Source organism: Amycolatopsis sp. NPDC059235 (assembly GCF_042754125.1).
GTDB classification, from domain to species: domain Bacteria; phylum Actinomycetota; class Actinomycetes; order Mycobacteriales; family Pseudonocardiaceae; genus Amycolatopsis; species Amycolatopsis albidoflava.
This window is the reverse complement of sequence record NZ_JBHZAG010000052.1, coordinates 11,726-24,177: the sequence shown is the minus strand read 5'-3', so window position 1 is coordinate 24,177 and position 12,452 is coordinate 11,726. Positions and strand designations below refer to the sequence as shown.

At 70.8% G+C, this 12,452-nt stretch carries 12 protein-coding genes; 6 read left to right on the top strand and 6 right to left on the bottom strand.

The features are described from left to right. Nucleotides 1–35 precede the first annotated feature (35 nt). From ACFXI3_RS28890 to ACFXI3_RS28875, 4 genes are all read left to right on the top strand, one after another. Complete coding sequence (locus ACFXI3_RS28890) at nt 36–1,016, top strand: heme o synthase (protein WP_344267231.1); 981 nt, start codon at nt 36–38, stop codon at nt 1,014–1,016. 98 nt (nt 1,017–1,114) lie between these two features. Beyond that, complete coding sequence (locus ACFXI3_RS28885; RefSeq protein ID WP_378403656.1) at nt 1,115–3,364, top strand: HelD family protein; 2,250 nt, start codon at nt 1,115–1,117, stop codon at nt 3,362–3,364. Between the two features lie 89 nt (nt 3,365–3,453). Further along, entirely contained in the window at nt 3,454–3,741 is a 288-nt protein-coding gene (locus ACFXI3_RS28880) for a cold-shock protein (RefSeq protein ID WP_378403655.1), read from the top strand. Continuing rightward, complete coding sequence (locus ACFXI3_RS28875; protein WP_378403653.1) at nt 3,719–4,243, top strand: hypothetical protein; 525 nt, start codon at nt 3,719–3,721, stop codon at nt 4,241–4,243. Before ACFXI3_RS28880 ends, ACFXI3_RS28875 begins: the two co-directional genes overlap by 23 nt. Before the next feature lie 58 nt (nt 4,244–4,301). On the opposite strand, the gene ACFXI3_RS28870 is transcribed toward ACFXI3_RS28875, so the two are convergent. Continuing rightward, on the bottom strand, nt 4,302–5,273 hold the full coding sequence (locus ACFXI3_RS28870; RefSeq protein ID WP_378403651.1) for a quinone oxidoreductase family protein: 972 nt from the start codon (nt 5,271–5,273) through the stop codon (nt 4,302–4,304). 92 nt (nt 5,274–5,365) lie between these two features. Between ACFXI3_RS28870 and ACFXI3_RS28865 the strand changes: the two genes are divergently transcribed. Further along, on the top strand, nt 5,366–5,683 hold the full coding sequence (locus ACFXI3_RS28865) for a hypothetical protein (protein WP_344267221.1): 318 nt from the start codon (nt 5,366–5,368) through the stop codon (nt 5,681–5,683). Continuing rightward, the gene (locus ACFXI3_RS28860; protein ID WP_378403649.1) at nt 5,680–6,543 is read left to right on the top strand and encodes a RimK family alpha-L-glutamate ligase; all 864 of its coding nucleotides are present in this window, start codon (nt 5,680–5,682) and stop codon (nt 6,541–6,543) included. The genes ACFXI3_RS28865 and ACFXI3_RS28860 overlap by 4 nt, the downstream gene beginning before the upstream one ends. A 79-nt stretch (nt 6,544–6,622) precedes the next feature. Here ACFXI3_RS28860 and ACFXI3_RS28855 read toward each other — a convergent pair whose 3' ends face one another. The 5 genes from ACFXI3_RS28855 to mptB form a co-directional block, all read right to left on the bottom strand. After that, nucleotides 6,623–7,558 carry an acyl-CoA desaturase gene (locus ACFXI3_RS28855; RefSeq protein WP_378403647.1) on the bottom strand — a complete coding sequence of 312 codons (936 nt, stop codon included), beginning with the start codon at nt 7,556–7,558 and terminating at the stop codon, nt 6,623–6,625. A gap of 104 nt (nt 7,559–7,662) precedes the next feature. Continuing rightward, nucleotides 7,663–8,634 carry a heme A synthase gene (locus ACFXI3_RS28850; RefSeq protein ID WP_378403645.1) on the bottom strand — a complete coding sequence of 324 codons (972 nt, stop codon included), beginning with the start codon at nt 8,632–8,634 and terminating at the stop codon, nt 7,663–7,665. Nucleotides 8,635–8,784: 150 nt separating this feature from the next. Next, nucleotides 8,785–9,573: an ABC transporter permease gene (locus ACFXI3_RS28845; protein WP_378403643.1), complete on the bottom strand. Its 789-nt coding sequence runs from the start codon at nt 9,571–9,573 to the stop codon at nt 8,785–8,787. Then, nucleotides 9,570–10,496: an ABC transporter ATP-binding protein gene (locus tag ACFXI3_RS28840; protein ID WP_009075909.1), complete on the bottom strand. Its 927-nt coding sequence runs from the start codon at nt 10,494–10,496 to the stop codon at nt 9,570–9,572. The genes ACFXI3_RS28845 and ACFXI3_RS28840 overlap by 4 nt, the downstream gene beginning before the upstream one ends. A 6-nt stretch (nt 10,497–10,502) precedes the next feature. Next, nucleotides 10,503–12,134, bottom strand: a complete 1,632-nt coding sequence (gene mptB / locus ACFXI3_RS28835; RefSeq protein WP_378403698.1) for a polyprenol phosphomannose-dependent alpha 1,6 mannosyltransferase MptB — start codon at nt 12,132–12,134, stop codon at nt 10,503–10,505. Nucleotides 12,135–12,452: the final 318 nt, after the last annotated feature.

Below are 12,452 nucleotides of genomic sequence, written 5' to 3'. Positions count from 1 at the left end.
GGGCCGCCCGGCCCAGGACTGACTCAGGGAGAGAAATGTCGTTGGTGAACGCTGCGCACGGACGCAGTGAAGACACCAGCGCCGTACCCCCGGACGGCGGACGGCCGAGCGGGGCCCGGCGAAGCTTCCGCCAGGTGGCCGGCGCGTACGCCGCGCTGGCGAAGCCGCGCGTGATCGAGCTTCTCCTCGTCACCACGATCCCCGCGATGTTCCTCGCCGGGCGCGAGGTGCCGAACCCGTGGCTGGTGGTCGCGACGCTGATCGGCGGCACGATGGCCGCGGGCAGCGCGAACGCGCTCAACTGCGTGATCGACAGCGACATCGACAAGGTCATGAACCGCACCAAGCGGCGTCCGCTGGTGAAGGACGCGGTGCCGCGGCGCAACGCGCTGATCTTCGGTCTCGTGCTGGGCGTCGCCTCGTTCGCCGTCCTGTACTTCACGGTGAACCTGCTGGCGGCGGTCCTCGCGATCGCGACGATCCTGTTCTACATCTTCGTCTACACCCTCGGCCTCAAGCGGCGGACGTCGCAGAATGTGGTCTGGGGCGGGGCCGCGGGCTGCATGCCGGTGCTGATCGGCTGGGTCGCGGTCACCGGCACCGTGCAGTGGCCGGCGTTCGTGATGTTCGGCGTGATCTTCTTCTGGACTCCGCCGCACACCTGGGCGCTGGGCATGAAGTACCGCGACGACTACGAGCGCGCGGGCGTGCCGATGCTTCCGGTCGTCGCGACCGCCGAGCACGTGGCCCGGCAGATCGTCATCTACTCGTGGGTGATGGTCGCCTGGACGCTGCTCCTGCTCCCGGTCACCAGCTGGCTGTACGCGACCTTCGCGATCCTCGCCGGCGGCTGGTTCCTCTTCTACGCGCACCGGCTGCAGGCCGCCGTGCACCGCGGCGAGGAGACCAAGCCGATGGCGCTGTTCCACCGGTCGAACACGTACCTGATGATCGTGTTCGTCGCGCTGGCGGTCGACTCGGCGATCGGCTTGCCGGTCCTCGGCCTTCCTTTCTGATCCGTTCCGCCCCGTTTCGCGCCGGGCAGGAATGGCCCGGGATCCTCGCCGGTTGCACTCTTCCGGCCCCGATCCCGACCTGAAAGCAGGACCTTTCCTTGTCCGAGGAACCGGCCTACGAAGCCGAGCTGCGCCGCGAACAGGCCTACACCGACGCGCTGTTCGCGAAGCTCGACTCCGAACGCACCCAGACCCAGCGCCGGCTGGACGAGACCCTGCGCCAGACCGGCGGGACGCCGCAGGCGCGGACCGAACGCGAAGCCGCCACGAACCTGCACACCGACCGGCTCGCCCAGCTCGGGTCGGTCGAGCAGGGATTGTGCTTCGGGCGGCTGGACTTCGTGCCGGGCAGCACCTCCGAAGACACCGAGGAGACCGCGTACATCGGACGGCTCGGCCTGTTCGACGAGGACGACGACTACCGGCCGCTGCTGATCGACTGGCGCGCGCCGGTCGCCCGGCCGTTCTACCTCGCCACCGCCGCTTCGCCGGACGGGGTGCGCCGCCGCCGGCATCTGCGGTCGCTGAGCCGTCGCGTCACCGGGTTCGACGACGAGATCCTCGACCTGACCGCCGCCGACCAGGGCCAGGATCTCGGGCTGGCCGGAGAAGCGGCGCTGCTGGCCGCGCTGGAGCGCCGCCGGACCGGTGAGATGGCCGACATCGTCGCCACCATCCAGGCCGAGCAGGACCGGATCATCCGCGCGCCGCTCGGCGGGGTGATGGTGGTGCAGGGCGCGCCGGGCACCGGGAAGACCGCGGTCGCGCTGCACCGCGCGGCGTATCTGCTCTACACGCACCGCCAGCAGCTGACCACGCGCGGCGTGCTCGTCGTCGGCCCGAGCTCGACCTTCCTGCGCTACATCGGCCAGGTGCTGCCGTCGCTCGGCGAGACCGGCGTGCTGCTGTCGACCATCGGGCAGCTGTGGCCGGGCCTGGACGCGGACGGCGTCGAGCCCCCGGAGGCCGCCGAGGTGAAGGGCCGGCTGGTGATGGCCGACGTGCTCGCCAAGGCCGTTCGGGATCGGCAAGGTGTACCCGATCCGGTGATCGAGATCGAGCACGAACGCGAGATCCTCAAGCTCGACCGGAAGACCTGCGCGCAGGCCCGCACCCGGGCACGCCGTTCGCGCCGGCCGCACAACCTCGCGCGGCGGCTGTTCGTCTCCGACGTCCTCGACGCGCTCACCCGGCAGGCCGCCCGCGCGCTGGGCGAGGATTTGCTGGACGCGCAGGACGTCCAGGACATCCGCGCCGAGCTGGCCTCGAGCCCCGCGGTGGCCGCCGCGCTGAACTCGCTGTGGCCGAAACTCACCCCGGGAGGCCTGCTCGACGACCTGTTCGCCGACCGCGAACACCTCGATCGGGCGGCCGGCGACCTGTTGTCCGAAGCGGACCGGAAGCACCTGGAGAGCGGCCGCACCACGAAGTGGACGCCCGCCGACGTGCCGTTGCTCGACGAACTGGCCGAGCTGCTCGGCACCGACGACTCCGAGGAAGAGGCTGCGGAGAAGCGCCGCGAACGCGTCGAGCGCGCGTATGCGGAGGGCGTGCTGGACATCCTCGAACAGGACGAGGAAATCCAGGACGAGGAGATCCTGCGGGTGTCCGACGTGCTGGACGCGGAAATGTTCGCCGAACGCCAGCAGGCGCGCAGCGAGCTGACCGCGGCGCAGCGTGCCGCGCAGGACCGGACGTGGACGTTCGGGCACGTGATCGTCGACGAGGCGCAGGAACTGTCCGCGATGGACTGGCGGCTGCTGATGCGCCGCACGCCGAACCGGTCGATGACGCTGGTCGGCGACGTCGCGCAGACCGGGGCCGCCGGGGGAGCGCGGACCTGGGACGAGGTGCTGTCGCCGTACGTCGCGGACCGCTGGCGGCTGGAGCAGCTGACGGTGAACTACCGGACCCCGGCGGAGATCATGGCGGTCGCGGCGGGCGTGCTCGCCGAACTCGACGTGGACCTGGCCGCGCCGGCGTCGGTGCGCGAGACCGGGGTGCCGCCGTGGGGCGTGGAAGTCGCTTCGCTGGACGGGGAACTGCCCGCGCTGGTGGCCGCCGAACTGTCCGCTGTGGACGGTGGGACCGTGGCGGTGCTGGTGCCGGGCGGTCGCGTCGACGAGGTGCGGAAGCTGCTTCCGGAGGACGAGCGGCTGAGCGTGCTGACCGTCGACCGGTCCAAGGGGCTGGAGTTCGACGGGGTCGTGCTGGTGTCGCCGGACGAGATCGTGGCGGGCTCGGCGCGCGGGCTCAACGACCTGTACGTGGCGCTGACCCGGGCGACACAGCGACTCGGCGTGGTGCGGACTGGTCCGGCGGTGCCCGCGCTCGGCGGGCTTGGGTAATCGCCGAGTCCGCTTTCGGGTGTTCCTCACGGAAAGTGTTGACCGCGCCGCGGCCGGTGCATACCGTCGCTGAGGAGCGAGGTCGCGAAATGGCGTATTCAGATGGCCTGGTCTACGTGGGCCGAGTCAGTCAATGGGACACGGACAACGGGTGGGGAGTTGTCGAATCCGACAGTTTCAGCGATCCCGTCTGGGTGCACTATTCGGTTGTCGATCCGGCGAGCTGGGGCGTGCTCGGCAGCGGATTTCGCCAGCTCCATGTGGGCGACGAAGTCCGCATGATCGTCGAGCACGCCGAGCAGGACGATTTTCGTCTGCGGGCGTCGTGGATCAAGTCGACGAAGGAGCGCGGGAATGGGCCGGAAGAAAGCCGCTGAGGCGGTAGCCGTCGGTGCTGTCGTCGCCGCCGCGCTGGCGCTGGCGGCCGGGCAGGCGAGTGCGGACCACTATCACACCTTCACCCAGGACAACACCACGTTCGACGCGACGGACGCGAACGGGCGGTTCACCGGTCAGGCAGTGACTTTTCCCGGAAGAGCTGTTCCGATGGCGTGGTCTTTCCGGATTTCGCCGGCTGTCCAGGCGATCGCGGTGAGCTCGATGAACTGCACTGCCGGGCATATGCAGCTGCCGTACCACGATGCCCACAGCAATATCCCGGTCGACTACTTTTGGCACTCGACAGTGCAGGGAAACAAATCCGACAACACTCCCTACGATCTTTACGGGTCGTGTGTCTTCAAGGTGAAGAACAACGGGACCGCGAACCTGAAGTTCACGTTTCATTACCTCATGCTCTGCGGGCCTTGCGGCCCCCGGCCGGAGGCCTCGCCCGAGCAGCGGCTGTCGACGCGACTCGACATCGATTACCGACGGTGATGCTCAGGGTGTGGCATGAGCGCCAGCGCCGATGCCACACCCGTCCGAGCCACGCTGCTTACGGGATCAGCAGCAGCTTCCCGGTCGTCCGGCGTCCCTGCAGGTCTTCGTGGGCCTTGCGGGCGTCGGCGAGCGGGTAGCGGCCGCCGATGCGGACGTTCAGCGAACCGTCCTGCACGGCGGCGAACAGTTCGTTGGCGCGCCAGTCGAGTTCCTCGCGGGTGCGCAGGTAGTGGCCGAGCGTCGGGCGGGTCAGGAAGAGCGAGCCGCCGGAGTTGAGCCGCTGCGGGTCGATCGGCGGGACCGGGCCGCTGGCCGCGCCGAACAGCGCCAGCGTGCCGCGGATTTTCAGGCTCGCGAGGCTGCCGTCGATGGTGCTCTTGCCGACGCCGTCGTAGACCACCGCGACGCCTTCGCCATCGGTTAGCTCGCGGGTCGCGGTGGCGAAGTCCTCGCGGTCGTAGCGGATCACGTGGTCCGCGCCCGCGCCGCGGGCCAGCTCGGCCTTCTCGTCGGTGGACACCGTGGCCAGCACTCGCGCGCCGCGTGCCTTCGCCAGCTGCACCAGCAGCAAACCGACGCCGCCGGCCGCCGCGTGGACGAGGATGTCGTCGCCTGCCTTGACTTCGTAGGTCGAGCGCACCAGGTAGTGCGCGGTCAGGCCCTGCAGCATTGTGGCCGCGGCGGTCTCGTCGGACACGCCTTCGGGCACCTTCACCGTGGCGCTGGCCGGGACCACCGCGCGCTGGGCGTAGCTGCCGAGCACGCCCTGCCAGGTCACGCGGTCGCCGGGAGCGAACCCGGTGACGCCCTCGCCGGTCTCCACGACCGTCCCGGCGCCCTCGGAACCGAGGACGAACGGCAGGTCGATCGGGTAGATGCCCTGGCGCTGATAGGTGTCGATGTAGTTCACGCCCGCGGCGGCGAGGTCGACCAGCAGTTCGCCCGCGCCGGGCGGACCGGGCTCGATCTCGGCCAGTTCCAGCACTTCCGGGCCGCCGGTCCGGGTCACCTGCACTGCGGTCGGCATGGTTCCTCCTCGAGATGTGCGCGTCTGCCGTCCACTATGGCCGAGAACACGGTCGGGCCGCGGGGGCGGGGGTCTCGGGTTAAGCTCCGGACGTGGCTGAGGAGACCGAAAACACGCCGACCGCGCCGACTGCCCGCCAGCTGGCCTCCGCCCGCGGCTTCGTGGCGAAGCACGGCAAACCGTCGCGCGCGGTGGTCGAGAACATCGGGCTGGCCGGCGCGCGGGTCGTGCTCGTGGGCCCGGACGGGGCGATGGGCGACGTGCTGGTCGCCGGGGTCGAGACCGGTGCCGCGCTGGTCGAGCAGGTCGACGACCTCGAGGCGGCCGAGTGGGACAGCGAAACCGTGAAGACGGTCAAGATCGGTGCCGCGCACCGGCGCAAGATGGCCGGGCCGCGAGCGGGCCGGTGACCCGCTCGGCGATTTTCGTCGGCTGCGCCGCGCTGCCCGAGGGCGACGGCGACGAGGCCGCGGTGCTGCCCGCGCTCGCGGACCTCGGCTTCACCGTGAGCTGGGCGGCCTGGGATTCGGCCGTCGATTTCGCTTCGGCGGACATCGTGGTGCTGCGTGCCGCCTGGGATTACCCCTCGCGGCGGGAGGAATTCCTCAGCTGGTGCGAAGACGTGCCGGGGCTGAGCAACTCGGCGACGGTCGTGCGGTGGAACACCGACAAGACGTACCTGGGCGAACTGCTCGACGCGGGCGTGCCGACAGTGCCGGTCGAGATCGTGCCGCCGGGGGAGAAGCCGCGCTGGCCGAAGAAACCGTTCGTGGTGAAGCCTTCGGTGGGCGCGGGAGGCCGCGACGCCGCCCGGTTCTCCTCCGCCGGTGCGGACGCGGAGCAGCACCTGCGCGCTTTGCACGACGACGGGCGCACGGGTTTGATTCAGCCGTATCAGTCCAGTGTGGACACTCAGGGCGAGATCGCGGTGACGTACTTCGGCGGCGTTTATTCGCACGCCTTCACGAAATTCGCTCCGTTGGATTCCTCAATGGACACTTCCGGGCTGTACCGCGAAGAGCGGCTCGCGGCTGCTGTTCCGGCTCCGGAGGTGCGTGCGGTGGCGGAGGACGCGCTGGACGCCGCCTGCGGGCTGCTCGGCATTTTGCGGGCGGAGCTCTTGTACGCGCGGGTGGATCTGGTGCGCGGGGACGACGGTCGGCCGCTGGTGCTGGAGCTGGAGTTGACTGAGCCGTCGCTGGGTTTCCGGCATGCGGACGCGGGTGCGCCGTTGCGGTTCGCGTCGGCGGTGCGGCAGCAGCTGGCCTAGCCCCACCCGGCAATGCTTGAAGGTCCGTGAAGGGCTCCTTGAGGGAATCAGATTCCCTCAAGGAGCCCTTCACGGACTGTCAGCCAGGTTGCTGGACGCGCTTCGCCGCCAACCGCTCTGCCCGGGGCCAGCGGACGTCGCTGGCCCAGCCGAACCTCTCGAACGCCCAGATCACCCGGGCCGAGACGTCCACCTGTCCGCGCAGCACGCCGTGCCGGGCGCAGGTCGGGTCGGCGTGGTGGGAGTTGTGCCACGACTCGCCCATGGACAGCAGCGCCAGCGGCCAGAAGTTCGCCGCGCGGTCGCGGCTCGCGAACGGGCGGTCGCCGATCAGGTGGCACACCGAGTTCACCGACCAGGTCACGTGGTGCAGGAACGCGATCCGCACCAGGCCGGCCCAGAAGAACGCCGTCAGCGCGCCCTGCCAGGTGCCGCTGAACGCCCAGCCGAGCGCGGCGGGCAGGGCGAGGCTGAGGGTGATCCACAGCCAGAAGAACCGGTTCACCAGGCGCAGGTCGCGGTCGCTGACGAGGTCCGGGGCGAAGCGGTCGGCGTTGGTGACCTCGCGCTGGAACATCCAGCCCATGTGCGCGTGCCAGAACCCGCGCAGCAGCGCGGCGGGCGAGGTGCCGAAGAGCCACGGGGAATGCGGATCGCCCTCGCGATCGGAGAACGCGTGGTGGCGGCGGTGGCTCGCGACCCAGAAAATCACCGAACCCTGCACGGCCATGCTCCCCGCGATCGCGAGCGCGATCCGCAGCGGGCGGCTCGCTTTGAAGGCGCCGTGGGTGAAGTAGCGGTGGTACCCGACGGTCACGCCGAGCGTCGCGAGCACATAGAAGACTGTCGCGAGGATCAGGTCGGTCCAGCCGATGCCCCACCCCCACAGCAGCGGCACGGCGGCGATCAGCGCGGCGAACGGCACGAGCAGGAACGTCTTGAGCACGATCATCTCGGCGGTCCCGCGCCGGCCGGAGAGCAGGGGCTTGCCGGGACGGGCAGGGGCGGTCGGCATGGCGGCACCTCGGGCTTTGCGGGGCTTTCGGAAAGCCGGACGGCGATGACGGTAAGCCGCCGACCTGTCCGCCGGGCCGACGCGCAGTTACGCCCGGATGACCGTCAGTTCGCGGTGGCGAGTTCCCGCTTCTCCGCGGGCTCCAGCGACGTCACCGGCCCGCGGTCGCGAGTCCCCGTCCACAGCACCGCCGTCACCACGATCACGAGCGCCGAGCCCAGCACGTGGAACGACACCATCGCCTCGGGCACGCCCAGTGCGTACTGCACCGTTCCCAGAACCCCCTGCAGCAGCGCGACAATCCACACCCACGCGTACCGCTGCCACACGCTCTTCGGCGCACCGACGCGCATCAGCGTGAGCCCGAAGACCCCCAGCACCACGAGGTACGCGATCAACAGGCCGCTGTGGACCCGGGCCAGCTGCTCGATCGGGGCGTCGAGGCGATGCGTGTTGACGTCGCCGCCGTGCGGGCCCGCTCCGGTGACCGTCGTGCCGGCGATCAGGACCGCCCACATCAGGACCGTCAGCAACACCAGCATCTGCCGTCCCAGCTTCGGGACCAGCGGGCGCGCGGGTTCGTCTCCTTCGCGGAACGCCTTCAGCAGCAGCACCGCCAGCCACACCAGCGGAGTGGACGCCAGGAAGTGGATCGCGACCGTCCACCATTCCAGTTTCGCCAGCACGGTCAGCCCACCGATGACCGCCTGCAGCACGACGCCGCCGGGCATCGCCCAGGCGAGCTTCACCAGCCGCTTGCGCTCCGGGTGGTCGACCTGGATCCGCCACGCGGTGAGCACGGCCAGCGCGGCCACCACGATCACGACGCCGGTCAGCATCCGGTTCGAGAACTCGATCCACTGCGTGACCGCGTCGATGCCGGGGTGCCGCACCGGCACCAGGCTGCCCGCGACGCACTGCGGCCAGGTCGGGCATCCCAGCCCGGACCCGGTCACCCGCACCACGGAACCGGTGACGCCGATGCCTGCCTGCGCGACCACCGCGGCGATCCCGACCCCGCGCTGGACCGCGGCGGACGGATACGGCAGGCGGGCGATCAAACTGCGAAGGGACACGCGGAAAGAATACTCGCGCGCGTTTTCCCGCCTTCACGCGGCGGTATTGTCCGGCACGGATTTGCCAGCGCGCGCAAGGAATCGGGTGCGGCGGCCGTCACATTCGGGGCACCATTTCCGGCGCGGCGATCCGGAAATCGGGTGTGGGCTTCAGGTGAGTTTCGTAGTCCGCGTCGCCAGCGCTCCGGCCGCCGCGGCCCACACCACCAGCACCGCCGCCGGGCCGAGCGGGAACTGCCCGTCCACCAGCGCCGCGCGCATGCCTTCCGCCAGCGCGCCCGAGGGCAGCAGCGAAACGATCACCCCGACCCCGGACGGCAACGCCGACGGAGCCAGCAGGATCCCGCCCGCGAGCAGCAGCACGAACCACACGATGTTCGCCAGCGCCAGCACGGCTTCCGCGCGCAACGCGCCGCCCAGCAGCACGCCCAGCGCGCCGAAAGCGAGCGTTCCCAGCACCAGCAGCACGACCGCCGAACCGATCCCGGCGGCCGACGGCGACCAGCCGAGGAAAGCCGCCACCACGCCGAGCACCACGGACTGCAGGGCCACCACGACCAGCGCGGCCACGACCCGTCCGGCCACGAGCAGCCAGCGCGGCAGCGCCGTCGCCGAAAGCCGCTTCAGGACGCCGTAGCGGCGGTCGAAGCCGAGGGCGATCGCCTGGCCGGTGAAGGCCGACGACATGACCGCCAGCGCGAGGATCCTCGGCGTCATCCAGTCCACTTTGGACGCTGAGCCGAGCTGGCTCGCGGGCAGGATGTCCAGCGAGCTCAGGCCGATCAGCAGCGCGAGCGGGATGATCAGGGTGAGCAGCAGCTGCTCGCCGTGCCGCAGCGTCAGCGCGGCCTCGACGCGCGCGTGCGTGCGCAGCATCTTGCCGAGCGAGCCGCGGCCGGGCGCGGGGGCGAAAGTGCCTGCGGGGAAAGGAGAACTCATGCGCGCAGCTCCCGTCCGGTGAGTTCGAGGAACACTTCTTCGAGCGTCCGCCGTCCGACTTGCAGTTGTTCGGGCAGTACGCCCTGTTGCGCGCACCAGGCGGTGACGGCGGAGACCACCTGCGGGTCGACCGCGCCTTCCACCAGGTACGAACCGGGCGCGGTTTCGCTGACCCGGTACCCCTCCGGCAGCGCGGCCGCGAGCAGCGTCGTGTCGAGCTTCGTGCGGGCGCGGAACCGCAGCTGCGCCGCCTCGCCCGCCTCCAGCGTCAGCGAATGCGGCGTGCCCTCGACGACGACCTTGCCGTGGTCCACGATCACCACCTGGTCGGCCAGCGTTTCCGCTTCCTCCATGAGGTGGGTGGTGAGCAGGACGCTCACGCCGTCCGCGCGCAGCGCCGCGAGCAGGTCCCACACCAGCCGCCGCGCCTGCGGGTCCATGCCCGCGGTGGGCTCGTCCAGGAACACCAGCTCCGGGCGGCCGACCAGCGCGCACGCCAGGGAAAGCCGCTGCTGCTGCCCGCCGGAGAGCCGTTTGAACGGCGTCCGCTTCGCGCCGGCCAGCCCGAGCACGTCGAGCAGCCACGCCGGATCGTGCGGGTTCGCCGCGCAGGAAGCCACTAGCCGCAGCATTTCCTCCGCGCGCACGCCCGGGTACGCGCCGCCGCCTTGCGGCATGATGCCGACGCGCGGGCGGAGCCGGGAGCTGTCCGCGACGGGGTCGAGCCCGAGCACGCGCACCCGGCCCGCGTCAGGTCTGCGGAAACCCTCGCAAATCTCGACAGTGGTCGTTTTTCCGGCACCGTTCGGCCCGAGCAGGGCCAGCAGGGAACCACGCTCCATGCGCAGGTCGATGCCGTCGACCGCGGTGGTGGAGCCGTAGCTTTTCGCCAAGCCGGAGATCTCGACGGCGGGGTTGTCCACAACGGTTCACGATACGACGTCGGCGGGCGCGCGCGGTGCTGGGGACGCCGGAGGTGTCCTGGACAACAGCAGCGGCGAAACCCGGTACACGATCGCGAGCCCGCCGAGGGTCACCAGAGCGGCCGCGCCGTAGGCCCACGGCAGGATGTACGAGCGGCCGTCGAAGGTGCCGCCGGTGGGCGGGAGCAGGAACGGCAGCCCGGCGCTGATGACCGTGGCGACCACCCGGAACCGCGACGTCCCGGCCGCCGCGGCGAGCGGGATCACCGCCCACAGCAGGTACCACGGCTGCAGGTTGATCTGCAGGATCATCGCCGCGCCCAGCGAGACGCCGAGCCCGATGATCGGCCGGTAGCGCCATTTGAAGCTGGCCCACAGGAATTTGATCGTGACGGCCGCGGTGATCGCGTTGCCGAGCGTGCCGAGGATCGGCACCAGCGCGTCGGTGTGGTTGCCGAGCCCGAGCGTGATGCCGAGGACGCCGCTGAGGTTCGCGATCTCCGCGGTGGGAGAGATGAACGACCGCACCAGCCCCGGCGTGCTCGCCGTCGCGCCGATCCAGCCGAAGCCCAGCCCGGTGCCGACGCAGATCGCGGTGAGCACCACGCCGAACAGCAGCGCCATCGGCGCTCCCGCCCACACCAGGTCTTTCAGCCGTCCGTGCCATCTGCGCGCGACCATCACCGAGAGGAACGGCAACGCCAGCACCGCCGGGATTTTCACCGTGGCGCCGATCGTGATGATGACGACGCCGAGCGCGATGAAAAGCAGTTCGCCCTTCGCCAAGGGCGGCGGACTGTCGCCCTTCACCCGCACCGGCAGCCGCCGGATGCCGATCTCCAGCCCGGCCACCATGAGCCCGATGGCCAGCGAATCGTTGTGCGCGCCCGCGACGAAATGGAAGATCAGCAACGGGTTCGCCGCGCCGAGCCACAGCGCGGTGGCCGGCTGCACGCCGAAGCGCCGGGCGAGCCGCGGCACCGCCCACACGATCAGCAGCACGCCGACCATCGCGAGGCCGCGCTGCAGCAGCACGCCGACGACGATGTTGTTGCCCCCGACCGGGGCCAGCCAGCCGCCGAGGCGCAGCAGCAGCGGGCCGTACGGGGCGGGGGTCTCGCGCCAGATGTTGGTGACGCCCGCGGTGAGCGGGTCCGCGACGCCGAGCGCCTGCGCCGGGCCCAGCTGGTAGGGGTCCATGCCGCGGTGCACGATCTCGCTCTGCGCGAGGTAACTGTAGACGTCGCGGGAGAACAGCGGCGGGATCAGCAGCAGCGGCGCGACCCACATGGCGACGGTGCGGGCGAGCTGCCCGCTGGTGGCCAGCCGCGCGCTCGCCGGACGGGCGAACCGGGCGAGCAGGAGCCAGCTCAGCACCAGGATGCCCATGCCGGAGAAGGCGATCGCGAGCGAGACCGTCGGGATCCGGATGAACAGCCGCAGCACCGGCAGGTCCTGCACCGGGTTGATCACCGGCGCGGCCCCGGCCCCGAGCGAGCCGAGCGCGAGGAACAACGAGCCGACCGTGCCGAAGCGGCGGACCGCGTCGAGGCCGCGGGTCTCGGCGGCGTTCAGCGGATCGGTGCGGCGCGGGCCGACCGGCGACGGCGCGGCTTCGGGGGCCGGGGGAGCGGCCACGGCGCCGTCGGCACCGTCAGCGCTGCCCGGTTCGCCGGATAAGTCCGGTTCCGGTGCCCGCTGGTCCGGGTGTTCGCCGACTGCCACGCCCGGAAGCGTATCGACTCCGGTTCGGGCGATGTATCGAGCCGTTCCGTCCCCGGTGCCGGTATTGCCCCCGACGGTCCGTGGAGGACTCCTCGAAGAAATCCGAGCCCCCCTGCCCAGGGCTCAAGCCGGCGCCATGAGCGCGGCCGAGCCATGCCGGGCTCGGGGGAGTCGGTCGTCCGTGAGGGGAACCCTGAGGGAATCAGAGTCCCTCAGGGTTCCCCTCACGGA

What these genes read in the sequence shown, in the direction of transcription:
- ACFXI3_RS28890 (WP_344267231.1), top strand. Translation starts at nt 36, where the DNA reads ATGTCGTTGGTGAACGCTGCGCACGGACGCAGTGAAGACACCAGCGCC.
- ACFXI3_RS28880 (WP_378403655.1), top strand. Translation starts at nt 3,454, where the DNA reads ATGGCGTATTCAGATGGCCTGGTCTACGTGGGCCGAGTCAGTCAATGG.
- ACFXI3_RS28875 (WP_378403653.1), top strand. Translation starts at nt 3,719, where the DNA reads ATGGGCCGGAAGAAAGCCGCTGAGGCGGTAGCCGTCGGTGCTGTCGTC.
- ACFXI3_RS28870 (WP_378403651.1), bottom strand. Translation starts at nt 5,273, where the DNA reads ATGCCGACCGCAGTGCAGGTGACCCGGACCGGCGGCCCGGAAGTGCTG.
- ACFXI3_RS28855 (WP_378403647.1), bottom strand. Translation starts at nt 7,558, where the DNA reads ATGCCGACCGCCCCTGCCCGTCCCGGCAAGCCCCTGCTCTCCGGCCGG.
- ACFXI3_RS28845 (WP_378403643.1), bottom strand. Translation starts at nt 9,573, where the DNA reads ATGAGTTCTCCTTTCCCCGCAGGCACTTTCGCCCCCGCGCCCGGCCGC.